Genomic DNA, 25,591 nt, shown 5'->3' with positions numbered 1-25,591 from the left:
ACATTAATTTGATATTGCTGTATAAAGTTTTTCTTTTTATTAAATAATCTAATCTTCAATAGCCTTTTCGTATTTTCCTTTAGCTTCCAAAATTTTAAAAATAAAGGTTTATTCCTACATTAGGTGGATCTATATATCCTAAAAACCTATGCGGAATAATTTACTATTTGTCTTCTTTACTTACTTAGTATCAAGCCTGTTCCACGAGTCGGTTGGTCAGGCTCAGCCTTCCAATCAGGCGCCCACGCTCCGGATAAATGAACTGGAGTACCTGGAAATGCCCGGCCTGAATGTAATGTTAGCCCACGATTATTACCCCGGAGGACATCAAAGTGGGATTAGCATTATACAAAATGGTTTGCGGGTGGGTTCTAACGGCGACATTCGCCTGGAACCAACTCCTGGTCCGGGACACGCGCAGCCTAAAGTGGGTAAAAGAATGGTCGACCGGGAAAAGCAAATAATCAGCGTTCGGATGGAGTATCCCGATCCGGAGAAGAACCGCAAAGGATTTGGCCCTATTATTTATCCGGACTTTAATTTTAGCTACGAAGTAAAAACTCAACCGGTTGGCAAAGCATTTCGGGTAATGGTAGATCTGGATAAACCTTTACCCGACGAGTGGATTGGGAAAGTAGGTTTTATTTTTGAGTTGTTCCCCGGCAATTTATTTGGTAAAAGCTATTACCTCGACCAGCATTTTGGTATTTTCCCGCGGCAGGCAAACGGTCCGGGCAAACGCAATCAGGATAAGCTATTTGAAATAGAACCGCTCGCTACGGGTAAAAAGCTCACGATTGCCCCGGAAACGGAGCGGCAGCGCTTAACCATTGAAAATGTGAAAGGCAGTGAATTACAATTAATAGATGGCCGGGCTTTGTCGCAAAGTGGTTGGTTTATTGTTCGTTCTATTATTCCAAAAGGAGCTACTAAAAATGCAGTAGAGTGGTTAATTACTCCCAACGCCTTACCAGGCTGGAAATACGATCCAGTAGTGCAGGTATCGCAGGTAGGTTACCATCCAAAACAGCAAAAAGTAGCCATGATTGAGCTAGATAGATCAGATGCGCGCCGACTGCCGGTAACATTATTTCGGGTAGCGGAAAACGGTGGACTGGAAAAAGTATTGGAAAGTCAGGCAAAGGATTGGGGTAATTTTTTGCGTTACCATTATCTGCAATTTGATTTTACCCGCATCGAAAAACCAGGCATGTACCAGGTGCAATACGGCGATTACCGCACCGAACCTTTTCAAATTAACGCCGAGGTTTTTCAAAGACATGTTTGGCAACCTGTTCTGGAGTATTTTCTGCCGGTGCAAATGTGCCATATGCGCGTAAACGATCGTTCGCGGGTGTGGCACGGCTTCTGCCACATGGATGATGCGCGGATGGCACCTATCAACCATAATCACTTTGATGGTTACATTCAAGGGCCGAGTACCTTAACCAAATACCAACCTGGCGAAATGGTGCCGGGCCTGAATATTGGGGGCTGGCACGATGCCGGCGACTACGACATGCGCATAGAATCGCAGGCGACCGAAGTACTTATTATGGCCTTAGCCTACGAGCAGTTTAAGGTAAATTACGATAACACTACTATCAACCAAAATACCCGGATAGTAGAAATTCTTCAGCCGGATGGTAAAAATGATTTGTTGCAGCAGATTGAGCACGGCATACTTAGTATAGTAGGAAGTTATAAATCTTTAGGTCGCCTTTACCGGGGTATTATAGAACCTACCCGTCGGCAATATTCCCATTTAGGCGATGCCGCCACCATGACGGATAACAAACCCTACCTGGGACAAGGAGTAGGATTAACTTTTATGGAACTGCATACCAATAATAAGTTAGTAAATGGCACCAGTATGGTAAGCGGCGAACCCAATGCACCGGACGATCGCTGGGTATTTACCGAAAACAATCCGGCCCGGGAATTAGAAGCCGCCGCCGGAATGGCGGCTGCCGCGCGGGTATTAAAAGGATATAACGATGAATTAGCCCGCGAAAGCCTGCAACTGGCCCAAGAGCTTTGGGATAAAACTCAGGAAACGAATCCAATGCAGCGTGTACAATTAGCGGTAGAGTTGTTAATAGCTACCGGTGATCAAAAATACAGTACCTTCCTAACGAAAAACGCCGTCCAAATTGCTAAAAACATTGAACGTACCGGCTGGATTGTAGGCCGTTCTTTGCCGTTAATTAAGGCTAATAAGTACCGAAATACCATTATTAACGCCGTTAAAGCGCACCGCGCCAAAGTAGACGAGCAGGAAAAGAAGACGCCATATGGCATGCCTTATGAACCAGATATCTGGGGTGCCGGTTGGGGCATTCAGGAATTTGGCGTACAGCAATACTTTCTGCATACTTCTTTTCCGGATATTTTCCCGGCTACCTTTATGCTCCACGCTATGAATTTTGTGCTGGGCGTCCACCCTGGGGTAAATACTTCTTCTTTTGCTTCGGGTGTAGGTGCCCGCTCGCTTACGGTGGCTTACGGTATTAACCGCGATGATTGGTCGTACATTCCAGGTGGGGTAGGTTCCGGCACCGCTTTAATCCGTCCTGATTTTCCGGAGCTTTTAGTTTGGCCTTACTTGTGGCAGCAGACGGAATATGTATTAGGTGGAGGTAGTTCTAACCTGATGTTTTTGGTATTAGCAGCCGATAAATTATTGAATAAGTAAAACCATCTTTAAAGGGGGAGTGAGGAAGTAAACTTCGGGCGTAGGTGGAGTTAGTCTTGATTGGTACTAATACCAAATAGTAAGGATTAGTTGCTATAATGGCCTTTGATGTTGTTCTTTGGAGCCTTTTCAAGTCTCCATGTACTGGTGCTATCTAGTTTGCTACTTTCGAGTTTGCCTCATGGTCGGCGAGCCTCGTTTGGCTGTTGAGGGCAGTTTAGCGAACCTTGGCTCACTCCGTTGCGCCATGCTGCTCTGCAGCACCGGAACGCTAAAAGGCCCTCAACAGCCAAACTGGTGTTAATTGCGTTTAGCTAATGCCTTTATTTTTTCATAATATTATTAGATTGTATCAAGTAGATTGTATAAAGCCGAATCTATCAGGATTTACTGAAAGGAGAAGCAGAACCAGGAAGTTTAATTCCGTTAATTCTTGTCATTAGTAGCAGACAATTATAATCATTTTCCTTTTCCCTAATTAAACAAGTGAATTATAAAAGATTTGGAAGAAAAGCAGTCGCTACTAGAAACTTACACCAGTTTGGCTGTGGAGCACCTGTTAGGGTTCCGGTACTGCGCAGCAGTATTCCGCCGACGGAGTCGAGGAAAGGAAGGCTAGCGAGTGCGGAGGAGCCAAACGGGGCCTGCCGGCCATGAGGCAAACTCAGCCTTGTCAAATAAGTTAGCACCAGTACATGGAGACTTAAAAAGGCTCCAAAGAAAACGCTTACTATTGAGCAAAATCCAGGAAAGCTATTTAATACGATTTGGTATAACTTGTTTGACAAGGCTCAATTTGCTTAGTACTCCATAAGCCTAACAGGTGCAAAAGGGGCAACTTGGTGCTAGTAGCTGTTAATTTTACTAATCAAATATAGTAGAATCAAAAAACACCTTTTTAGGTACAAATAAAAATAGAATGAACGTTTATAAAAGGAAAGGCACACCTTGCAGTGTGCCTTTCCTTTTTAAATTTACTAAATCTATTAAAAGGATATTATTTGTTTAATTCCTGAACAGTAAATGCTTTCTGGCGGGCTTTTAAATTCTGACGGACTTTAGCTACTTCTTCGGTGCTTACTTTATCGGCATTGTTTTGCCACGACCGGCGGATGTAGCTCAGTACTTGGGCAATGTCCTCATTTGCTAAATCTTTATCGTACCCAATACCCGGCATATCGCCGTTAATTTCGGGTGCTTTGTAGAGGTGGCCTTTTACTTGTACCGGACCGGTTAAGCCATACAATACTATAGAAATTAGCTTTTCTTTATTGCCGGTTACCCACTCCGACCCATTTAAAGGTGGTGCCAATCCGTTTACCCCATTGCCATCAGGTCCGTGGCAGGTTTGGCAGGTTGAAGTAAACATAGCGGCTCCTTTGGGAAATACTTTTAGTAAAACTTTGGGGTCTTTGCTGGCCCGCGCATTTTTAATATTAGCAATAACCCCGCGTAATTGTTGGTGTACCACTAAAGTAGTGTCCGGTGCAAAAGCTATTAACTCCTTCTGAAACGTTTCTTCTTGTTCGGGTAAAGTGCTAATGATAGCATCGGCTACGAATTTGTTTTTCGGAAAAGTTTTTACTAATTGTTGGCGCATGTTTTTACCGGCAGTTTTATCCAGCGGCTGAATATAAGATACCAGGAAAGCCAGGTAAGGAGCTGCCAATGAATCCTTTTGAGTTATAAATTTATTAAAAACAGGTAAGTAGCTTTTGTAAGTTTTTTTTGTTAAAACAGAAGGTAACACGCTTAATGCCTGCATGCGCAAAGGCCAGGTGGGTTCCTGTAATAAAGTCAAAACTTCTTCGGTTTGCAAAGCACCTATTCCTTCTAAAGTCCAAAGGGCATGCATTACCAGTAAGGATTTACTTTTGTCTTGCATAGCTTTATGCAAAGCCGGTATGGCTTGGGTAGATTTACCGTCAATTAACATTTGCTGCGCTTTGTCCCGAACCCAGCCGTTCGAATGACCTAATAAGGTAACGAGCTGATCCGGGTTATTCGGCAAAGTAACGGCCTGGGAAGTTTTGTTTACCGGAACAATTTTATAAATACGTCCGCAATTTAATGGTTGAGTAAGTTGCCGGCGACCAATTTCACTTTTTAAGTAATTAGTTAAATACGTTTTATGTTGAATGATACCCCGGTACATATCCACCACGTACATAGAACCATCGGGTGCATCGAATAAATTTACCGGCCGGAAACGCTCATCTACGCTACTTAAAAATTCTTTGCCCTTATAAGCTTGTTCGCCTTTTACCAATAAGCCTTGCTCGTTAATAATATTGCGCTTAATTAAGTTAGCCGAAGGCTCTGCCACAAAAACGCTGGTAGAATACTCCGGACCAAATAAATCACCCCGGTAAACTAAAGGAGCGCAGGCAGCAGTAAAATCTACTAAATGTTTACTTTCATCTAAAATCCCGTTCATGTAACCACGGTTAACTCCCGGAGTTGGCCGGATAGGATATACTTTATTATTGGCCACAATTTTCTGGACGTAGCCAGCTACCCGACGCTGGTTTTTATTAGTAGCTCCCAAACCAGGGGTAAAGTAATCGCCTAATAAATTTTCGGAATTGGTGTTGTAGTATAAACGGCCGTAATTATCCTGACTAATACCCCATTGTCCCCGGAAGTGAGTAGGTTCAATTATCCATTTATCTCCTTTTTTGCGGTAACGCTTACTCGATTTAGCATTATAAATCCAATTATCCAGAGCCCGGTATAAACCGTTGGGCTGATGTTCTACATTACCACCTTCGGCGTATGCGGCATCTACCAATGTCTTTTTACCCGGTTTATCATTTTTGATCTCGTAATAATATAAGCTGGGAGGTTCGGCCACTAAAATTCCATTTTCAATCAAACAAATAGCTCTGGGCAGCACCAGCGAATCTAAAAATATTCGTCTCTCATCAGCTACCCCGTCTTTATTCGTATCTTCCAGAATTACTATTTTACCAATCGGCTTATCTTCGCCGGTGCCAACGGTATCGGGCATATAACCAGCCATTTCTACTACCCAGGGACGAGCCTTTTCATCAAAAGTGAGGGCAACCGGAGTACTTACCAATGGTTCGGCAGCAACTAATTTTACTTCAAATCCGGGCTCCACCTGCATTTTTTTAATAGCTTCTAATGGTGCAATAACCGGAGAAGAACTTAGATCAACCTGGGTGGGTTCTGCTTTTTTGGTTGCTTCCGGCAGGGCTGCAGCCGGAGCTAACTGGATTGGCTTATTTGTTTGGCAAAAGAATAAAAAACAAGTAAGAAAAAGTAAAAGAACAGATTTTAGCTTGAGCATAAACGGTAAATACGAATAATTTTTCGAAGACCTTCTGAGCGAAAACAGCTTGTTGCTGAAAAGGTTTAACGCTAAGAAGTTTCAAGTCAATAATTTAACTAATAATTAGGGTGGTTAAGTTCCGATTATTTAAAGGGATGAATCATAAGTCTACTGGTTTTAAGCGGGAAGTAAGCAAGTGGATAATGAACCAAGCTACGAAATAAGCAAACCCGCATATTATAAATAAAATGTTATAACCCGCGCTAATGTTCCCGGCCGCTTTATACGTATCCAGTAAGGAACCTACCAATAAGGGAAATAAAGCCGAAGCAATGGAACCCGCCATACCTCCAACGCCTACTACCGAACTAACTGCTTTTTTAGGCACAATATCAGAAACAATGGTAAAGATATTGGCACTCCAAGCCTGGTGAGCGGCAGCGGCTAAGCTTATAATACCTACGGCTACCCAAATATTGGGCGCGTACCGGGCAAATATTATAGGTAATACCGCAAAAGCAACGCAAAGAAGGGTGAATTTTCGGGCCTTTAAAATGGGCCAACCCCTTTTAATTAGATAAGAAGATAAATAACCACCGCCAATGCTGCCAAAAGTAGTAGCGGTGTATACAATAGCTAAGTGGATACTTGGTTTTTTAAGATCTAGGTTAAACGTAGTGGCAAAATAGGAGGGTAGCCAAAATAAGAAAAACCACCAAACCGGGTCGGTTAGCACTTTGCCTAAAATAAAAACCCAGGTTTGCTTAATCTGGAGTAAGCGGCTCCATTTTAATTTGGTCGTATTTTCGGTTACAGCGGGTTCATTATCGCTGTGAATATAGGCAAATTCAGCTGGGTTTACTTTTTTATGACGCGCCGGAATTTCGTATAAAAACCACCAGAAAATCAACCAAATAAACCCAATAGCACCGGTAATTAAAAAAGCTTCCTGCCACCCATAAGCGCCTAAAATCCAGGGAACCATAATAGGAGCTACCACGGCGCCAATGCTGGTACCGGAATTAAAAATACCGGTTGCTAAGGCTCTTTCTTTTTTGGGAAACCACTCGGCCACGGCTTTTACAGCCGCCGGAAAATTACCTGCTTCGCCTAATCCTAGCAAACCTCTTACCACGCTAAAACCAAAGGTACTTTTTACAACGGCGTGCAGCATGGCCGCCACACTCCAGACTATTATAGAAATGGTATAGCCTAATTTAGAACCTATTCTATCAATAAAATTACCGAAGATAATATAACCCAACGCGTAACAAGAGGCAAAAACCATTACAATATTGCCGTAGTCGCTTTCCGTCCAGTTAAACTCTTTTTCGAGGGTGGGTTTTAACAAACCAATTACCTGGCGGTCGATGTAGTTAATGGTAGTAGCAAAAAATAAGAGGGCACAAATAACCCAGCGGTAGTTTCCTGTTTTTGTTTCTGACAAGTTGGAATTACCTGGGGAAGTTATATCTCCGCTGGTTTTTACTTCTACCGGTTTACTATTCTTCATTACCTAGATTCTAAAGTGTACCCTTTTTTCTTACTTTACCCGAAAGCAGCCTATAAATTAGTAATAAAGAGTAAAGAATTCTAAATATTTCCGGTTATACCTCAAAAGAACTGCTCCATTTTTAAATTTTAATAATTAAAGCAGTTCTTTTAAATAAATTTAGGTAAAAAAAGTACCCGCGTCGGGTTCGCTTTTACTATTTGTATTCTTTTAATTTCTAGATTATATAAGTCGCTTACTTTATTGCTTTATCAGCTTCCGGGAAATTATTTGGTTGCCATACTTAATCTGTAAAAGATAAATACCGGGCGTAAGACCATAGGTATCTAAAGTAAGTGGTTCTTTTACTGCATTACTTAAGAATGTAGTAGCTACTGTTTTACCCGCATTATTCCGCAGAATAATTTCTAAAGGCAAGCTAACCGGTTCTTTTGTTTCAATAATGAGTTTATGTTGAATAGGATTGGGATAAACGGAGAAAGCGAGTTTTGCATTAGCGTTTTTTGTAGCCGGAGTTACGTTTTTAGATTGGGTAATTCCCTCATTATGTAAGCTACTGGTGTTGGTGATTAAACAAACCCAATCCTGGGTATCATTCTGAGGAGGTAAGCCCAAGGAATTTAGGCCGGAACCAGTTATTTTCTGTACTGTACCATTTTGTAAATTACCACCGGTCCGGGGATTGTACCATTGCACTAAATAATTATCCGCATTAACACCAAAATCTAAAGTAGTACTGCCTCCCTGGGGCAAGTAAACCGCATAAATTTTACCTGGTAATGCCAGACAGTAATCATTAGTAGCGGTTGTCAGGTTGTCGGCACTTTTCATTTGCCAAAACGGAAGATATTGATTAAAAAATTGGAGAGCATAACGGGTTAAATCCCACATGTGATCGCGGGAACGCCAATCTTGCGCAGATATATCAGAATTAAGAAAACGATAACCAAAATACCATTCCACGCCACCACCACCGGCCATTAAATTTCCCCATAAGGCTTGTTTTCTCGGTGAATCATGGGCATAATCATTGGCATCTGGCTTTACTCCGGTAGTAGAAGGCCCAATTTCATCTAAATTAACTATCCATTTCCGTCCGCTAGCTGCCGATTTATTGACCCAATACAGTGTTTCTGAGTGCGCGTCCGCCGCGTTAACTACCTGCAAAGAAGGGCCTTCGAAAGTGCTATCACCTAAGAGCGGCTTATAAATGGCAGCTCTTTGGGTAGGGTGAGTGTGCACATCTATCGGACTTTTATAGGGGTCTAATTGCCGGATATAATGGGAGAAAGCTTTGCGCTGAGCATCGGTATTGGAGCTTTCTTCCCCCAAATTCCAGTTAATAGCCAAATGATGACCAAAGCGGGCAATTAATTCTCGGTAGTATAATTTGCGTTGCGTTCCTAATTCCCCATTATCTAGTAATTGGTCGTTTTCCTGTTCTTGGGTAACCACGTGAAGCATTAATCCAAGCTTATCCATGTGCGAAAAAACAATTTCCCATTGATCCAGCTTCGAAACATCATACCGAATCTTGTCGATAGGGGAGATCCAGGGCCAGACATCTTTCCCATCGCCATTTACATTTAAGGTTAAAAAGTAAACAGCATTCATGCCTTTTTCCGCCAGGTAATTAAGTGCCCCAATAATGCCTTTTCCTTTACCGCCTTTCCAGACCGGATCGCCGGGTTGCCAATCGCCTAAATGAGGAGCGTAGGTTTTTGTATAATCAGCCTGAGGATTTTGAGTGTACGTGCCATCAAATTCTTTGTAGGCTAAAAAATTCTCCGGACTATCGGCCCCGCCTTTTAAAAAATATTTTTTGGTTTCGGCAAATTGCAAGTAATGCTGTCCAACGTAACGTAAGCGCCCCTGCGCCCGAAAATCAGACCCGGTTTTATCGGTAGCGGCAATAGTAAAGGTGCCGGACATTCCGTCGAAAACAGCCGGACTGCCGGCATTTGCTAAATTGCTGATGGCCACATTTGTCCCGGTTCGGAAAGAAGCTTGGTACGACCATTCCCCGGCTTCATCCGGAGAAAAATGAACCCGCCATTTCGCGCCACCAGTTGCATCGGTTTCGCCCGCATTACCGTCGGCCGCGTAATACCCCGGAACTATAAGTTTTCGGTTGCCTTTACTAAAAATTACATTTAAGCGATAATTTAGAAAAGGATTAACGGCATTTGTTTCACTTGTAACCGGACCGGTAAAAGTGAGAGTAACTTTGTGCCATTTTTTTAATTCTCCCAAAATAACAACCGGTACCGGTTTCTGAACTGAAATTTTAAAGCTGGTAGTTACCGAAGCCTTTGCTTGATCAGTAGCCGTTACTTGCACGTGTAAAGTAGTTTCCGGGGCTGGAGCGGTACCGCTAAAAGTAAGAGTACTGGCATTAAATTGAAGCCAGGCCAGTAAATTGCTGCCATCTATTAAATTTGATTTATAGGTCAACACGTCGCCCGCATTAGGGTCGGTGTATTGTCCGGCAGAGAAGGAAAATATTTTTTCTGTCACCAGGGTTTGATCGGTAGGCTTTTGTACGACTGAAGGCGGTGAATTGCTGGTTGTAATCTGAACGGTAACATTATCGGCAGCGCTCCACATATTCAAACTGTCTTTTACCTGGAGGCTAAAGATATAACTGCCTTGAATTAAATTACCGATGGTAGGTGCAGCAATGGTTTTATTATTAAAAGTGGCGGTATTAGGTCCGCTCACCTGGCTCCAGCTATAGCCGGTAATGGTACCGTCAGCATCGGTGCCGGAGCCGTTTAAAACAGTAGTAGTGGTTGGTAAAATTATAGTTTTATCGGCTCCGGCATTGGCTTTGGGAAGCTGGTTAGAAATAACTGTAAAAGAAACAGAAAAGGCAATACCTGCTACACCAGTACCGCCCGCTTCGGAAAAGGGAGTAGCTTTTAAGGTATAACTACCCAGGGCGGGTACCCAAGCATTGTAATTATCTTTCGTTTCCCCGAACAAGGCATAAGGCACCCTTGTTTCGGTTTTGTTAACTGTTTGTTTACCCCTCAAAGCAAACTTTACGCTTCCAACAATGCCAGGCGAGGTGTTCGCCCGGATATTCAAATTTTTAGTAGGTAAAGTTGCTAAGTTAAGTGCAGTTCCTCCGGTAAGGGTTTGAATAGGTTGCCCATTATCGGCATTTATTAAGGTAAAACTACCTACCTGCTGGCTGGCAAAAATTGCGGGTTTAGTAGCTTTGATAGTGCTTGATAATCCGCCCGCTTCTCGGGAGAGGTTATCAGCCAAGCTTTTAAGGGAAAATACGCCGAAGCATATAAGTAACATCAACCATTTAGAAGTAAAGGAATGGAATAGAGAATACTGCGTAATAGTTTGTTTCATGCAAAAATTTTTGAAGTTATAAAAAACAGATAGACGGCCTTTAAATTCTACATTCAGCTAAAAAGTAAAGAGTTAAAATTTTGACCTTACTATTTTCGCTCAAAAATATTTGTAACTCCACCTGCTAAAAATAAATATAGAGATAATTTCCTGGATGTAACTTAAATACTTTATTAATTTAAAAAGCGTAATAGGTTATTAGTAAGGTATTTGCGATGTTAAAACGTTGGTATCTGTTCCTTAAATGCAGTACCAGGTTTGCTGGCCGCAAGTAAAGATCAGGCGCGAAAGCAGATTTTCTGCGGTTAGTTTTCTGCTGAAATCTTCATTTATTTAATAATTGTTACGAACGGCTATCTAGTTAAATTAATATTTTCTTTAATTTCAGGCGGTGCTTATCTCAGATGAATGGATACGAACGAATACGAACGGCTGGAACAATCGCCGAATAACAGAAACTGGAAAAGCTGGGGACCTTACCTGGCCGAGCGTCAATGGGGAACCGTACGTGAAGATTATAGCCCCAACGGAGATGCCTGGAACTTTGTTTCCCACGATATTGCTCGGAGCAATGCGTACCGCTGGGGCGAAGAAGGGATTGCCGGCTTCTGTGATTATCAACAAATTTTATGTTTAGCTCCAGCATTCTGGAACGGTCAGGATTCCATTTTAAAGGAGCGGCTATTTGGCCTTACCAACGGACAAGGCAACCACGGGGAAGATGTTAAAGAAATATATTTTCATCTGGATTCCTCTCCCACGCATTCGTATTGCCAGTACTTGTATAAATATCCGCATACGGCCTTTCCGTACGAAGATTTAATACAAAAAAACCAACGCGATCGCAGCCAGCCCGAATACGAAATAATGGATACCGGGGTATTTAACAATAACCGGTATTTTGATATTGTTATTGAATACGCCAAAGCCGATACGCACGATATTTTAATGCAAATAACGGTGCACAACCGGGCCGAAGAACCGGCGCCCATTCATGTGCTGCCTCATTTGTGGTTCCGGAATTACTGGAAGCATAGTCCGGAATACACCCGCCCCAACGTTACCGCATTAACTCCGGATTGTTTAAAAGCTTCTTCCACGCGCAATGGCGCTTTTTTTCTGTACCACGATGCAGCCGGCGAACAGTTATTCTGCGATAACGAAACGAATAACGAACGCATATACCAGTCGGCGAATCCCACCCCCTTTGTAAAAGACGGCATTAACAATTACGTGGTAAACGGACAAGAAACCGTTAACCCGGAAAAACAAGGAACAAAAGCTGCTATTTGGCTGCAGGCTATTGTTCCCGGCAAGTCTTTTAAAGTATTTAAAGTGCGGTTGGTGCGTAACCGGATTATTGAACCCTGGACAAATTTTAACCGCATTTTTGAACGTCGTCGCGCGGAGACGGATACTTTTTATCGTGAATTTGTTATTCCCGAAAAGTTATCACCGGCGCACCAACATATTGCCCGTAAAGCTTTTGGCGGATTGCTTTGGACGAAGCAGTTTTATTATTTTGACGTGCACAAATGGCTGAACGGAGAAATAAAAGAGAAAGTACCTTATAGAATAGATAAGCGAAATACCGGCTGGGAGCACCTTACAAACCGGAATATTATTTCTATGCCCGATAAGTGGGAGTATCCGTGGTACGCGGCCTGGGACTTAGCTTTTCACGCTACTACTTTTGTACACATCGATCCTAATTTTGCCAAGCAGCAACTATTGCTCATGCTCCGGGAATATTACATGCACCCGAACGGCCAGATACCTTCTTACGAATGGAATTTTAGCGATGTAAATCCTCCGGTTCATGCCTGGGGCGTTTGGCAGGTATATGATATTGATCGGAAAAAGACCGGGGTTCCGGATTGGGATTTTCTGGAAAGAGCCTTCCAAAAACTGTTGATGAATTTTACCTGGTGGGTAAACCGGAAAGACGTAAATGGTAACGATATTTTTGAAGGAGGTTTCCTGGGGTTAGATAATATTGGCGTTTTTGACCGAAATCATTTGCCGCCAGGAATTAAAAGTTTGCAGCAAGCCGACGCCACCAGTTGGATGGCCATGTTCTCGTTAAATATGCTGCGCATGTCATTAGAATTGGCGAAACGTAACCCGGCTTACGAAGAATCGGCAGCTAAATTTTTCCGGCATTTTTTAAATATTGGCTGGGCCATGGACAATATCGGGGAAAAAAATATTTCTCTCTGGGACGATGAAGATAACTTTTACTACGATGCGGTACAGTTAGATAATGGTAAAAGCCAGCGTCTAAAAATTCGTTCTTTGGTAGGGATTATTCCTTTGCTGGCCGTTGAAATTATAAATAGTAAAATCTTTAATCAAATGAGCGAGTTTAAACGCCGGGCAGTAGGTATTATTCGCACTCGGACCGACTTAGCTCAACTCATTTCGCATATCGAAATTCAAAATAGCAATGGCTATCACTTATTTTCAATTATGCGTGGTTTCCGGTTAGAGAATGTCTTAAAAAGATTACTCGACGAGGCTGAGTTTCTTTCTCAGTTTGGCATACGCTCATTATCTAAATACCACGAGCAAAACCCGTATGTTTTTAATTACCAGGGCCGGCAGCATTTTATTCAGTATGAACCCGGCGAAAGCAGTAGTTCCATGTTCGGGGGTAATTCTAATTGGCGCGGACCAATTTGGTTTCCGTTAAATTACTTAATTATTCAGGCTCTTCGTAAATACTACAAATATTATGGCAAAGAATATATTTATGAATTCCCGACCGGCTCCGGAAATAAATTAAACCTAAAACAAATTGCCCGTGAGTTAACCATGCGTTTGTTACACTTATTCGAAAAAGACGAAGAGGGCAAAACGCATTACCATTCTGCGCATGAGTCTTTTGTCAATGATCCTCACTTTAAAGACCACCATTTTTTCTACGAGTTTTTTAACGGCGATACCGGTCAGGGTTTAGGGGCATCGCACCAAACCGGCTGGTCGGCTTTAATCGCTAATTTGTTGCTGGAAATGGCCGAAGAAGAAGATTAGACGAGCTTAAATATTTTAAGATAAATTTTAATAAATGAACCTTCCAGGTTGCAGAATTATTCCTGCGGTAAATGGAAGGTTCATTTATTATGGAAACATGCGTATAGACATTTAAATCGGGTTCATAATGGCAAAGCCGGTTTGCCTGAGGATTAATCCATCCTGAATAAGGAAAGTATCCGTAGCTTGAGGTATTTCATAGGTACTTGAGCGGGCCTGCCAAACTATATATATAATATCCTCTTCTATCACCTGCTTCTGGATATCTATAGTAAATCCTTCTGTAAATATGGATTCAAATAAAAATTTGAAAAACCCCTGAATAGCTTCTTTTCCTCTAAAAACATCTTCACCCAGAATTAAAATGGCATTTTCGTGGTAATCTATCATATTTGCCTGTAAATCCCGGCTTTTAATGGCCTCTATATGATGATTTAATATTTGGGTTAGATTAGCTGCTAATGTCTGCATAGTAATGAAAGATTTAAGATTAATATCCGATTTTGATTACCTAACTAGAATTTCCAAACATTTAAAATTAAACTAGTGCCGAAGTTGTTGCTGGTGTTTTTAAATATGGCCGGACATTCTTTCCTAATTGTGTCATGCCGGTAATCCAGGTTTCATCATCAATAGCAGCCGATCCAATAAAATCCTCATCCGATAAGTATGCACGCCAACTTAACAAAGGCTCGCAATCTAAGCCAACCGGATGTCTAAAACCGCTTCTCTGACCAGAGATAATTTCGGAAACAACTTCACCAACACCGGAAGGGGGTATAGAATTTTCTTTTGAGGATAGCTCAAAAGCCATAGCCCGGTTAATTTTAGGATAATTGGTTTTAGAGGTAGAGTGTTCTTTTTCTACTTTGTCAATTATTGGGGTGTAAATAACTCCTGGTTCAACAACAGCCACCCTTATACCAAATTCTACTACTTCACCAGCTAAGCTCTCGCTTACTGCCTCTAATGCAACTTTTGTCGCACAGTAGGCTCCAAAAAATGGAGGGTAAATTCTTGCAGCTAAGGAGGAAATGTTAATTATTAATCCGCTTTTTCGTTCGCGCATGGAAGGTAATATAGCCTGCATACAACGAAGAGCGCCAAAATAGTTTGTTTCCATTATACGTCGGAAAATTTCCATTTGGGTTTCTTCTACTGCCTTTAAGGTAAAAATGCCAGCATTATTGACTAATACATTAATTTGACCCGTTTCTGCTAAAATTTGCTGGGTAGCTGCTTTTACCGATTCATCTGAATCTACATCAAGGGGCAAGATAGTTATCGGAAGATTATCGCGTTGGGCTAATTGAGCCAACTCGGGCGAACGTTGAGGATTACGCATAGTAGCGTAAACAGTATGACCCTGACGAGCCAAAACTTCGGCAGTAGCAAAGCCTATCCCTGTGCTACAACCAGTAATAAGTACAAAAGCCATTTTGTAAAAGCTTAAAAGTTTATTAGAAGATTAGCAAATCACGGCTACCCTAGTCAATAAAATATTACTAAGGAGCATTCTTTCAAATTGAACTTGAAAACAGTTGGTTCATACTAGTAAATTGAACCCGTACGGCTTGATAGTAGAGGAATATAGAGTTGAAAATGATGAATTAACTTGAATAAAACAAATTTTTATTAAATTAATTATATGATAAATTGAAATGCGTTATCTGTTAATTGGTATTTTTTGTTAATACTTAAACCAAATACTTTAACTTATATTTAATAACTAGCTGATATAAAACTTATTAAGAAATACTTATTTTATTCACTTTTTTACATTATATTAGGAATAATGCATATTTGATGTAAGGATATTTACTAAACCTGAGACTATAATTAGGTTTTATTATAAAGGATTGGGCAGCTTTTTCTTTATTTAAATCTTACAAGCGAGTTTAATTCTATTAAAAATATAGTCTACTCGTTTACACGGTTTGTTGAGCGGTTACCTGATCCAATATATTTTTTAATTGGTGCGTATGCCTTTGGGTATGGTAAATAACAAAGTGAATTGCCTCCAAACGGGTTAAAAAACCAAAAACCGGAACTTCAAAGCCTGTACAGGTTTGGCTTAGATCAGTGGTTTGAATAACCTGATTAATAGCTGACTTTATTTGTTCGAGGGTAGTTACTAATACTCCTTTTTGGTAGGTTTTATTTTCCGGAGCTACAAAATCGCCTGCCTGCCGTTTAAAAGTAAAATCTAATAAGTTAGCTTTAATTCTTGGTATTTGTTCATCCGGTTTTCTAATGGTTTCTACTGTAGGGCCGTTTAGTATTCTCAAAAAACCGGAATTTACTTTTATTACATGCTGCACTAGTTGCCCCGCGGTCCAACCACCATCTTGCGGCGGTTGATTGATTTCTGCTAATTCAAATGAAGAAAATAGCTTCAAAAGGTCTTGGGCTGTTTTTTCAAATTCAGGACCAACTTGGGCAGTAAGTTCTAACAGGCTAGTGGATTCCGATGATTTCTCTTTTACGAGGCAGAGCATTTCATCGTCGTTTAAATAAATTTCTACACAAGGTTTGCTGCGGTCACTTCGCGCATCGGTAAACATTTTAGTGAAAATATCTTTAATGCTGCTTGTTTTAGTAAGCCAATCGCATACGGTTACGGCTAAGTAGTCGCCTTTTTCTACTACATAAGGGGTATAACCGTATTTTTGAGGTTCGTCTTTTGTTTTTTGGCAGACGGTTGCTAAGTAAACAATTCCTGCCGGCGTACACTCGCTTATACCATAAAAAGACCGGTTATCGCCGGCGGGAAGCTTTTCTTGTAAAGCATCAAAAGCCTCGCCAATGCCTTCCGGAAAAGTTTCAACAGCAAAGCCAAATACATCAACATCTTGAGCCAAATGATATTTTTCCATGAGTTACCTGTTAAAAGATGAAAGAATAAAAGCAGGGAGTTCCCGTTAAGCTTCGGCAACTTCAAGTACCGATAGAATGTTACCGGCTGGGTCTTTAAACCAGGCAATGAAAGGTCCGCCACCCCGGAAAATATGATCTTCATCGGTTTTTAAGTGTTCAAAATCATAAATTTCGAAAACAACACCTCTGTTCTTGAGTTCCGTTACGGCATCTTCTATATTGGGTACCGGAAAGTTAAGAACCGTATAATTGGCCGGATTGTGATTAAGTTTGGGATAAATGAGAACCTTTGTGCCACCGGCCAAATGTAAATGTAAGATGCCCATTGAAGTATCCTCCGAAACTTCCAGGTCCAATACCTGGCTGTAAAATTGTTTGGCTTTTTGGAGGTCGTTAACCGAAAAGCCACTGAATGCTTTCGTGTTTCTAAACATAATCTATTTATAAGTTTAGGGTAAATAAGAATTTAAATTAGCATCTTCCAGCCAATAAGCTAAAATTCATCGGGCAGAACTTCGGCATTAAAGCCAAAGTCCCGTAATAGCTGTATCAGGCAAGCTGCCTGAATAAATTCGGAGCCCGACGCTACCCGCAAAATATTATCGCAATCATCCAGGTCGAAATTAGCTTTATATTCATGAAAGGTTTGGTGAATAAGACTAAGCAGCATTTGGGCGTTGTGCTGGTCTTTTACATTGGTTTTAAAAACTTCTACCATCTCGATCATTCTCCTGTCAGGTATTAATGGATTGTTGCTACGTAGTTAAATGTGCTGTTTGTACAGTAGAGTAATTTTGTTCCGCTCCAGGGCAGCCAAAAAAATTAATTTCCTAGACTATTTATGCTTCTAGATTACTGTAGAACGGGGGCGGGGTGAATCAAAAAATACTGCTTACGCTAATTTTGCTTTATTTAGTAAATCTGATTTCTAGCGACAGCAATAATTAATTATATAGCAAAATTTTACGGTGCTTACTTGTATAAAGTACCAAGCGGTAGCTGGCTCGTGGTAGTTTTTTATTAATTTGTTTTCAGGATTAATTACCAGAAAGGCTCACGTTAGGTAAAATAGCAGATTCTGTAGTTTTTAGCAGTTTGTGGTGGTAAATATAAGATCCGGCTACTAAAAATAAGGGAATAAAAATAAACATCCAATTTCCCGAAGGATCTCCTTTTGAAATATGCGAATACATAGCTCCAATTAAATCAAACGCTAAGCCGGCATACGCCCATTCTTTTACTCTGGGGAAACCAGGAACCAGAATAGCGAGAATACCTAATAACTTTGCCACTCCTAAAAAAGGAACCAGATAGGTTGGGTAACCTAAACGGGTAACGTAATCAACCGCTTCCGGCGCCGAAATAGCATCGTAAACAGAGCCTATTCCTAACATAGCAGCTAGTAGTCCGGTAAAAATCCAGTAAATAATTCTTGTCTTTTTCATGATGCGAATAAGTTTAAGTGGTTGAAAATTGAAATAAATGCGCCTGTTTACTTTCGTTGTTGATAAAAATATAGAAGCGGTAAATAAATATTCGTTCAGCACCAGAAAACCGCTTCTTATATTTGAGGAAAGGGGAAGAAGTTGTGAAGTTTGAAATGAGTTTAATAAAGGAGCGAGAAATTTACAGCTAGTAGAATTTCCCCTCAATAAGGACAAATTTTAATTTTGTTGAATAGCAGCGGGATCCATGTACATAACTTCCCAAAGATGCCCGTCTAAATCTTGGTAGCCCCAGCCGTACATAAAACCTTGGTCTTGTTTGTCGTTGGGGGTAGTAGCACCTGCAGAAATAGCTTTATTTACTAAATCATCTACTCCTTCGCGGCTTTCGGCCGATAAAGCTAAAATTACCTGCGCATTTTGAGCGGTATCCGGAATTTCTTTTTTAGTAAATGATTTAAAAAAAGGTTCTACAAGCAGCATTACGTAAATATCTTCGCTGATAATCATGCAGGTAGCCTTCTCGTCGGTAAACTGCGGATTGAAAGAATAACCAAGCTTCCGGAAGAATTCAATGGATTTATTCAGGTCTTTAACGGGTAAGTTTACAAAGATTTTAGTTGCCATAGTTTTAGCTAATTATAATTGGATGTATGTTTTACTATTTGAATTGCTAATGCCCGAGAAGCATTAAATAAGCAAATAATTTAAACTCTAGTGGAAGGCTCAATTAAAGCTTTATTTTGCTGATTCGTCAACTTTGTTCCTTAGTTGATGGAAGTACTTTTCTAAAGAATCAAGCCGGGAATTCCAAATGAGGCGGTACGTCTCTGCCCAATCTGCTACTAAGATTAATTTTTCTAGCTGGGCTTCGCAGTAGCGTTCGCGCCCTTGTTTTTTTATGGCTACCAATCCACATTCGGTTAGTATTTTTATGTGTTTATAAATGGCCGTGCGGCTTACTGCAAAATTTCCGGCCACTGCTTCCATGTTCAAAGATCGGTTAGCCACTAACTGAATGATTTCCCTTCGGGTTGGGTCGGCAATTGCCTGAAAAACATCTCTTCTCATATCGGAAAGCTTATGTATCAAAGATATAGGAAACCTTTTGGTTGCATGGGGGGTGAACACGACATTAAAAGGGTGATTTCCGACAATTGCCTGATTGAGTGAAAAATGCTTTTAAGAGAGTAAACAGGCTATTATTTATATAAGTTTAAAGAGCAATTTCCCCGTTAAAGGAAGATCTAAAATCTATTTTCTTCGTGCTCTTTTTTCGGGTTTTAAATCTGATACAACAATGTGTGTAGTTAAAATCTCACAAATAATGGAATGAGAAGCAGATTCTAAAAAGATTTGCGATAGATTTTATTAAACCTGAAGGGAGATAGAATTAGAGTTTTTGAAAGTAAGCTGCTAAGAATAAGGTTCGTGCCTGGAGCTTGAACCTGAAACTAAGAGTTAGCTTTCAGTCTAAGTAGTTCGTTTCTCATCGTAGCTGATCATCCACTGTACCCCAAATCTATCGGTGACCATACCGAAATAAGAACCCCAAAATGTTTGTTGAAGGGGCATTTTAATTTGGCCACCTTCGGAAAGGCCGTTAAAAAGTTGGTTGGCTTCTTCTTCGCTGTCAGTATCCAGAGAAAGGTGAACATTATTACCCATAGTTAAGGTATGTCCCATTGATTCTAAAGCATCAGTAGCCATTAGCAAACAGCCTTTTATTGGTAGCGCTATATGCATTATTTTGTCCTGCGCCTCCGCCGGAATTTTGCCGCTTTCAGGAGTATCTTTATATCGTTGCAGGCCCAGAAATTCGCCGCCAAATACGGATTTGTAAAAGTTAAATGCTTCTTCGGTGTTGCCGTTAAAATTCAAATAAGGATTGATGGCTGCCATATTTATTTGCTGTATAGGATGAAAAAACTAAATGTACTTCTGTTTGTAATTAATTTTCTATGACTGGTTTTCTATAAACTAAACGAGCTGGTTCATTATACTTTGTAGTTCCAGGCGCTCAGCCTCCACTGCTTCCATGTTAATAAAATAAGCCATCCGCCGGTCTTTGTAGTCGCCCTCCAATAATTTTGAATGAATATTTACAATGCTAGGATGATGAAAAACCAGGTGCACGTGCTTTGGTGTGCGGGGATTAAACGTTACCAAATCTTCTTTATAAAAGAAACTGGGAGCATTCCATTTAATTCTTTCTTTAATTTGGTTGTTCGCGCCTAAAATAATCGCCCGAATAGCTTCCATCTCAGCTTTAAGCGGATGTTCCAGGTTTTGCATGTATTCATTTACCTTTTCGGTCTGGTTTAGGGGAGTTTTATCCTTCATACTAATTTACAGGCAATTCTAAACTTGCCGACCGTTGGTTGTTATTCTGAGAAGAGGAATAGTTTATTTGGTTTTCATTTTCTAATATATTTTTCAAAGCTTGTAAACTAATCTCCAAATCTTTGCCCAGCATACCTCTTAAAAATAAATGCATCAGATTCATTGGGTACGCGTTAGATCCCGTCATTCCCCAGGTAACTTTGGTTTGGTCTGATCCAATAGCTTGGGTAGTAAAGGGCGTTTGAGCAATAGCGGCAAATGGCCGGATAAACCGAACCTCTACATCTAGCTTTTCTCCTTCTAAAATATTTTTAATTTCCTGCTCGCCTTTACCCGCTTTATCGTTGCCCTCCCAGGCATACACAAAGCCTACTGTGCCATCGGTGCCGCGAAATTCTTTTTTCATATTTGGATCTGTTTGAACCCATTTGCTGTAGTAATCCTGATTTTTCAAGTGTTTTAAAAAAGTAAATACTTCGGCTTTGGGGCGGTTAATACTTATTTCGCGCTCGACTGTATATTGTTTTTCGACGAATAAAGCCGCTATTAATAGCAAGGCAACTAAGCCAACTAAGGCTATGGCAATTATCAGAAAAATGTTCATGTTATTTGTGGTTATCAGTTTTAGAATTTTATCAGATAATTAGCAGATAAATGATTGTAAATGAAATAAAGATTAAGCAATCTTTAAGAATTTCACTTCTTGCGGTTCAGGGTGTAGGGGAGCTGCCGTAGCTTTTGCTACTTTTTTCCATAAGAAATAAGACAAGAACATAACCGATAAAAAAATAAGCGGAGAAAGAATTAATCCTGTACTGTCTCCGGCGTTGGCCCGGGCGGCAAATGCTCCAATCAGGTTAAAGGTTACCCCGGCGTAGGCCCATTCTTTAATTACCCGGTATCTGGTTTGTATTAAGGCTAAAGCGGCTAAAATTTTACCTATTCCAATTACAAGCATTACGTGCACCGGATAACCTAAATGTTGCATAATCTGGCGGCCCGATTCGTGTTGCATGGCTTCCGTAATGCCAGCCATCAGAAGAAAAAGAGAGAAAAGGCCAGTTACGGTCCAGTAAAGAATTTTGACTGTTTTCGGTTTCATGGCTTACGTATTTGTTGTAGGAATAAAAACTAATGATGGTTTTGGTTGCGTATTTTTGATTGCGAGGAAAAAAGCATTTAAATTAAAGAAGTACCGGGTATGGAAAGCGCACCCGGCTTTTAGTTGGTAATTGCTAAGCTTCGGCTAGTTCTTTTATTTTGTGCAAGGCTTTGTCCCAAGCGGTAGCCATCATTTCGTACATTTCCTCGCCCATGTCTACCTCAATTTCCAGTTGGGTAGCATTGTTCTTTTCAACTAAGCGGTAAATTTCCCGGCCACCTTTTACTTCTTGCGCTTCCTCGCTTTCATAATCTTCGATGTTAGCTTTTACTATACCGTGATACTCAATGGAAAGTAATTTGCCAATTTGGTTGGCAACGATGGTGCCGATGATACCGCTGCCACTCTCGTCTTTAAAGGTGACTTTGCTGCCTTCCTGCCAATTTGTTTCCGCAAATGCCCCCGGACTGAATTCAGCAAACCATATGCGGTTATACTGGTCTTGGAGCAATATTTCCCAGATTTTATCTTTAGGAGCATCAATCTCAATTGATTTTTTAATTATCAGAGCTTCCATAATACAGTTGTTTATAGTTAATAATTTTAATTTAGGGTATATGCTCTCCTGTTATTCCAAAGTTATTTCAAAAATTACTTTTTGCTAATTGTTTTGGATTCAGACAAATTTATTAGTAATTTAGGTAACCTAAGGGGGCTATTTCCGACAAACTAGGGGGTAGATTGCGGCAACAATTAATTCTAATTATCTTGGACCAATATAACTGATTCTAGCTACCAATTCAAACTTATTTAAGCCCATGAAACACATTTCGATCCTGGTTCCGAAAGGAGCTATTTTAGGCAGCATTGAAGGGCCGCGGCAGGTATTTACCGAAGTAAACAAACTCTTAAAAAGCATGGGTAGGCCGGCCTTATTTAAAGTGCAGTTAATAGGCTTAACTAAAGAAGTTCCGGCAGCGGGAGGTATTTACACGGTTTACACCGATATGGTAGCCCAGGATATTGTTAAAACCGATTTAATAATAATTCCGGCTTTGGATGGCGATATGGTAAAAACTTTAGAAAACAATCAGGAATTTATTCCCTGGATTGTGCAGCAATACCAGGCGGGGGCCGAAGTGGGAAGTTTGTGCGTGGGCGCGTTTATGTTGGCTGCTACGGGTCTGGTAACCGGTAAAAAATGCGCTACTCATTGGATGGCGGCTAAAGATTTTCGGCGCATGTTTCCGGAAGTAAACCTGGTAGAAGATAAAATTATAACCGATGAACAAGGCATTTATTCGAGTGGCGGCGCTTTCTCTTACCTGAACTTAATTTTGTACCTGATTGAAAAATACGTAGGCCGCGATATAGCAGTTTTTATGTCGAAAGCCTTTCAGATTGATATTGAGCGCCGGAGCCAGTCGCCGTTTGTTATTTTTGCTGGCCAGAAAGATCACGAAGACGATATTATTAGAAAGGCTCAGGAAATTATTGAAAACAGTTTGACCGAAAGAATTACCGTTGACCAATTAGCGGATACTTTAGCTCTGAGCCGCCGTAACCTGGAACGCCGTTTTAAGAAAGCTACGGCCAATACTGTAGTAGAATACATTCAGCGGGTAAAAATAGAAGCCGCCAAAATGAACCTGGAAACCAGTCGCGAAAACGTGAACGAGGTCATGTACAACGTTGGCTACTCCGACCCAAAAGCCTTCCGCGATACTTTCAAAAAAATTACCGGTTTATCGCCCATCCAGTACCGCAGCAAATACAACCGGGCTATATTGGCAGAAGCTTAATAAATTTAGTAAATATTCATGCTATAATTTTCTTATTAGCAAATACCGGGTGATTGTCGCCCGGTATTTTTGTTTTAGAGATGTAAATTCTGATATTTTTTTACTTCTTCAAGAAGATATAAAGCATATCCTGGCTCTAATAACAAGATTAAGATTTGTGTAGATTTAAGACTTGTACTTCAATGTCTTAAGAAAACTTTCCTGAATAATTTGTGCTTTGTTTCAGATATCTCTAATTTTTGAGGTCTAATTAATTTAAATATGTCAGAAAATACAAAGCTTTTACGGGTGTTGGTAGTGGGTTGCGGGAATATGGGAACCTCTCACGCCTTTGCGTACCATACTTTGCCCGGATTTCAAATCTGCGGTATTGTTTCAACCGGCAAAAGTAAAGAAGTCTTAAATCAAAAACTGGGGGGCGATTATCCTTTATTCTCCGACTTGGACGAGGCCTTGCAGCAAACCCAGCCCGATGCGGTGTGCATCTCTACTTACCCGGATACGCACGAAAGTTTTGCCATTAAAGCTCTGGAAAGTAATTGTCATGTTTTTCTGGAGAAGCCCATTGCCGATTCAGTAGCTGGCGCAGAAAGAGTAGCTGCGGCCGCCCAAAAAGCAAACAAAAAATTAGTAGTTGGTTATATTTTGCGCCATCATCCTTCCTGGATTCAATTTGTAGAACTTACCCGGGAACTGGGTAAACCTTTGGTAATGCGCATGAATTTAAATCAGCAAAGTCACGGTGCCGCCTGGGCCGTTCACAAGAATTTAATGAAAAGTTTAAGCCCAATTGTAGATTGTGGCGTGCATTACATTGATGTAATGTGCCAAATGACGCGTTCTCGTCCGGTGCAGGTAAGTGCCATTGGAGCCCGCTTGACCAACGATATTCCGGTTGGTAATTACAATTACGGTCAGTTGCAAATTCGTTTTGAAGATGGATCAGTAGGCTGGTACGAAGCTGGTTGGGGTCCTATGATTAGCGAAACTGCTTTTTTCGTGAAAGACGTTATTGGTCCGAAGGGAGCAGTTTCAATTGTGGCAAAAGATGCGGGCGCAGCAGGTAAATCCGACTCGGTAGAGGCGCATACGAAAACCGAGTGGCTGCGGTACCACCGGGCAGATTTAAATGAAAAAGAAGAATTAAAGCTGGAAGATGCCTGGATTAGCATGGAAGACGAACCCGACCATCAGGAATTATGTAACCGTGAGCAGCTTTATTTCCTAAAAGCCATTCATGAAAACCTTGACTTAACCGACCATGTGGCCGATGCGGTGAACAGCCTGCGAATTGCCTTTGCCTGCGACGAATCTGTGCGAACGGGCCAGGTAGTTTCATTAATTTAAGTAAAAAGTTATTTAAAAAATACTTTACCAGCTAACTCAAATTCACTTGCTGAATAAAGTGAAATATCTATGTTCTGTTACAAAATAATCATGAATAGAGCTTGAAAAAAGAAAGTAGTCTGGTAAAATTTATCTACATCCAATATAATTTAAATTTTATTTATTAATTTAAGGAATTAAAATCCAGCATCTTGCTTTATAGGTAAGGTAGGATTTAGGTCTGATTTTGCCTGGTTTTCTTTTAGCATTATATGAAACGTCGTTCCGCAATTAAAAATTTAAGTTTAGCCTTTGCCGGTATGGTAAGTCTACCGGCTTGGGTATCGGGCTGGACTCCCGAATCAATTGGTCAGGTAAACAGCTTAACTGTACCAGATGAAAACTTACTGGCCGAAATTACCGAAACTATTATTCCGGAAACACAAACGCCCGGCGCAAAATCGCTGAAGGTACACCAGTTTGTAATGCGGATGATTCAGGATTGCTCTGGCGAAGCAGCCCAAACCAACTTAGAGCAAGGCCTGCTTAAAACCGATGAATTAGCTAATATTGCTTATAAAAAGCCTTTTATGGCTTGCGATGCCGCGCAGAGAATAGAGATCCTTACTCACCTGCAAACCTCCAATGATCCGGTGGGAAAACAATTTGTGGACATGGTAAAAAATCTGACCATTAGAGGCTACATGAATTCGGAATACGTGTTAACAAATATTTATAATTATAACATTGCTCCCGGTTTTTACCACGGCTGTGTACCCATAAAAGCCTGA

At 40.8% G+C, this 25,591-nt stretch carries 22 protein-coding genes; 6 read left to right on the top strand and 16 right to left on the bottom strand.

Annotation, left to right across the window (positions count from 1 at the left end):
• Positions 1 to 148 precede the first annotated feature (148 nt).
• On the top strand, positions 149 to 2,695 hold the full coding sequence (locus HUW48_RS13705) for a glycoside hydrolase family 9 protein (protein WP_182416209.1): 2,547 nt from the start codon (positions 149 to 151) through the stop codon (positions 2,693 to 2,695).
• Between the two features lie 181 nt (positions 2,696 to 2,876).
• The gene (locus HUW48_RS27300) at positions 2,877 to 2,999 is read left to right on the top strand and encodes a hypothetical protein (RefSeq protein ID WP_262891519.1); all 123 of its coding nucleotides are present in this window, start codon (positions 2,877 to 2,879) and stop codon (positions 2,997 to 2,999) included.
• A gap of 693 nt (positions 3,000 to 3,692) precedes the next feature.
• Here the strand turns inward: HUW48_RS27300 and HUW48_RS13700 are convergent.
• The 3 genes from HUW48_RS13700 to HUW48_RS13690 all read right to left on the bottom strand — a co-directional run bounded on the left by HUW48_RS13700 (position 3,693) and on the right by HUW48_RS13690 (position 10,872).
• Entirely contained in the window at positions 3,693 to 6,008 is a 2,316-nt protein-coding gene (locus tag HUW48_RS13700; RefSeq protein ID WP_182416208.1) for a DUF7133 domain-containing protein, read from the bottom strand.
• A 142-nt stretch (positions 6,009 to 6,150) separates the two neighbouring features.
• Complete coding sequence (locus HUW48_RS13695) at positions 6,151 to 7,503, bottom strand: MFS transporter (RefSeq protein WP_220464032.1); 1,353 nt, start codon at positions 7,501 to 7,503, stop codon at positions 6,151 to 6,153.
• 240 nt (positions 7,504 to 7,743) lie between these two features.
• Positions 7,744 to 10,872 carry a PKD domain-containing protein gene (locus HUW48_RS13690; RefSeq protein ID WP_182416207.1) on the bottom strand — a complete coding sequence of 1,043 codons (3,129 nt, stop codon included), beginning with the start codon at positions 10,870 to 10,872 and terminating at the stop codon, positions 7,744 to 7,746.
• 408 nt (positions 10,873 to 11,280) lie between these two features.
• Between HUW48_RS13690 and HUW48_RS13685 the strand changes: the two genes are divergently transcribed.
• Positions 11,281 to 13,905: an MGH1-like glycoside hydrolase domain-containing protein gene (locus HUW48_RS13685; protein WP_182416206.1), complete on the top strand. Its 2,625-nt coding sequence runs from the start codon at positions 11,281 to 11,283 to the stop codon at positions 13,903 to 13,905.
• 111 nt (positions 13,906 to 14,016) lie between these two features.
• Here the strand turns inward: HUW48_RS13685 and HUW48_RS13680 are convergent, their stop codons facing one another.
• From HUW48_RS13680 to HUW48_RS13620, 13 genes are all read right to left on the bottom strand, one after another.
• A complete protein-coding gene (locus HUW48_RS13680) occupies positions 14,017 to 14,376 on the bottom strand; it encodes a nuclear transport factor 2 family protein (protein WP_182416205.1) in 360 nt (119 codons plus the stop codon).
• Between the two features lie 67 nt (positions 14,377 to 14,443).
• The gene (locus tag HUW48_RS13675) at positions 14,444 to 15,343 is read right to left on the bottom strand and encodes an SDR family oxidoreductase (RefSeq protein ID WP_182416204.1); all 900 of its coding nucleotides are present in this window, start codon (positions 15,341 to 15,343) and stop codon (positions 14,444 to 14,446) included.
• Positions 15,344 to 15,833: 490 nt separating this feature from the next.
• The gene (locus HUW48_RS13670) at positions 15,834 to 16,781 is read right to left on the bottom strand and encodes a DinB family protein (RefSeq protein WP_182416203.1); all 948 of its coding nucleotides are present in this window, start codon (positions 16,779 to 16,781) and stop codon (positions 15,834 to 15,836) included.
• Positions 16,782 to 16,826: 45 nt separating this feature from the next.
• On the bottom strand, positions 16,827 to 17,216 hold the full coding sequence (locus tag HUW48_RS13665) for a VOC family protein (RefSeq protein WP_182416202.1): 390 nt from the start codon (positions 17,214 to 17,216) through the stop codon (positions 16,827 to 16,829).
• A 59-nt stretch (positions 17,217 to 17,275) separates the two neighbouring features.
• Positions 17,276 to 17,509: a hypothetical protein gene (locus HUW48_RS13660; RefSeq protein WP_246343864.1), complete on the bottom strand. Its 234-nt coding sequence runs from the start codon at positions 17,507 to 17,509 to the stop codon at positions 17,276 to 17,278.
• 310 nt (positions 17,510 to 17,819) lie between these two features.
• Positions 17,820 to 18,227: a DoxX family protein gene (locus HUW48_RS13655; RefSeq protein ID WP_182416201.1), complete on the bottom strand. Its 408-nt coding sequence runs from the start codon at positions 18,225 to 18,227 to the stop codon at positions 17,820 to 17,822.
• Between the two features lie 219 nt (positions 18,228 to 18,446).
• Positions 18,447 to 18,854 carry a VOC family protein gene (locus tag HUW48_RS13650; protein ID WP_182416200.1) on the bottom strand — a complete coding sequence of 136 codons (408 nt, stop codon included), beginning with the start codon at positions 18,852 to 18,854 and terminating at the stop codon, positions 18,447 to 18,449.
• 111 nt (positions 18,855 to 18,965) lie between these two features.
• Positions 18,966 to 19,298, bottom strand: coding sequence for an ArsR/SmtB family transcription factor (locus HUW48_RS13645; protein WP_182416199.1), 333 nt, complete (start codon positions 19,296 to 19,298; stop codon positions 18,966 to 18,968).
• Positions 19,299 to 19,700: 402 nt separating this feature from the next.
• A complete protein-coding gene (locus HUW48_RS13640) occupies positions 19,701 to 20,129 on the bottom strand; it encodes a VOC family protein (RefSeq protein WP_182416198.1) in 429 nt (142 codons plus the stop codon).
• Between the two features lie 78 nt (positions 20,130 to 20,207).
• Entirely contained in the window at positions 20,208 to 20,570 is a 363-nt protein-coding gene (locus HUW48_RS13635; protein ID WP_182416197.1) for a DUF1801 domain-containing protein, read from the bottom strand.
• Position 20,571: 1 nt separating this feature from the next.
• On the bottom strand, positions 20,572 to 21,174 hold the full coding sequence (locus HUW48_RS13630) for an SRPBCC family protein (protein WP_182416196.1): 603 nt from the start codon (positions 21,172 to 21,174) through the stop codon (positions 20,572 to 20,574).
• A gap of 72 nt (positions 21,175 to 21,246) precedes the next feature.
• A complete protein-coding gene (locus HUW48_RS13625; RefSeq protein WP_182416195.1) occupies positions 21,247 to 21,672 on the bottom strand; it encodes a DoxX family protein in 426 nt (141 codons plus the stop codon).
• 133 nt (positions 21,673 to 21,805) lie between these two features.
• Entirely contained in the window at positions 21,806 to 22,249 is a 444-nt protein-coding gene (locus HUW48_RS13620) for an SRPBCC family protein (RefSeq protein WP_182416194.1), read from the bottom strand.
• Between the two features lie 241 nt (positions 22,250 to 22,490).
• Here HUW48_RS13620 and HUW48_RS13615 point away from each other — a divergent pair, with 241 nt between their 5' ends.
• The 3 genes from HUW48_RS13615 (at position 22,491) to HUW48_RS13605 (ending at position 25,591) form a co-directional block, all read left to right on the top strand.
• Positions 22,491 to 23,474, top strand: a complete 984-nt coding sequence (locus HUW48_RS13615; RefSeq protein WP_182416193.1) for a GlxA family transcriptional regulator — start codon at positions 22,491 to 22,493, stop codon at positions 23,472 to 23,474.
• A 261-nt stretch (positions 23,475 to 23,735) separates the two neighbouring features.
• Positions 23,736 to 24,821 carry a Gfo/Idh/MocA family protein gene (locus HUW48_RS13610; protein ID WP_182416192.1) on the top strand — a complete coding sequence of 362 codons (1,086 nt, stop codon included), beginning with the start codon at positions 23,736 to 23,738 and terminating at the stop codon, positions 24,819 to 24,821.
• A 251-nt stretch (positions 24,822 to 25,072) separates the two neighbouring features.
• Positions 25,073 to 25,591: a gluconate 2-dehydrogenase subunit 3 family protein gene (locus HUW48_RS13605; RefSeq protein WP_182416191.1), complete on the top strand. Its 519-nt coding sequence runs from the start codon at positions 25,073 to 25,075 to the stop codon at positions 25,589 to 25,591.

The organism is Adhaeribacter radiodurans, assembly GCF_014075995.1.
Taxonomy (GTDB): Bacteria; Bacteroidota; Bacteroidia; order Cytophagales; family Hymenobacteraceae; genus Adhaeribacter; species Adhaeribacter radiodurans.
Note: the sequence above shows the minus strand (reverse complement) of the source record. Positions and strands in the feature narration are given on the sequence as shown.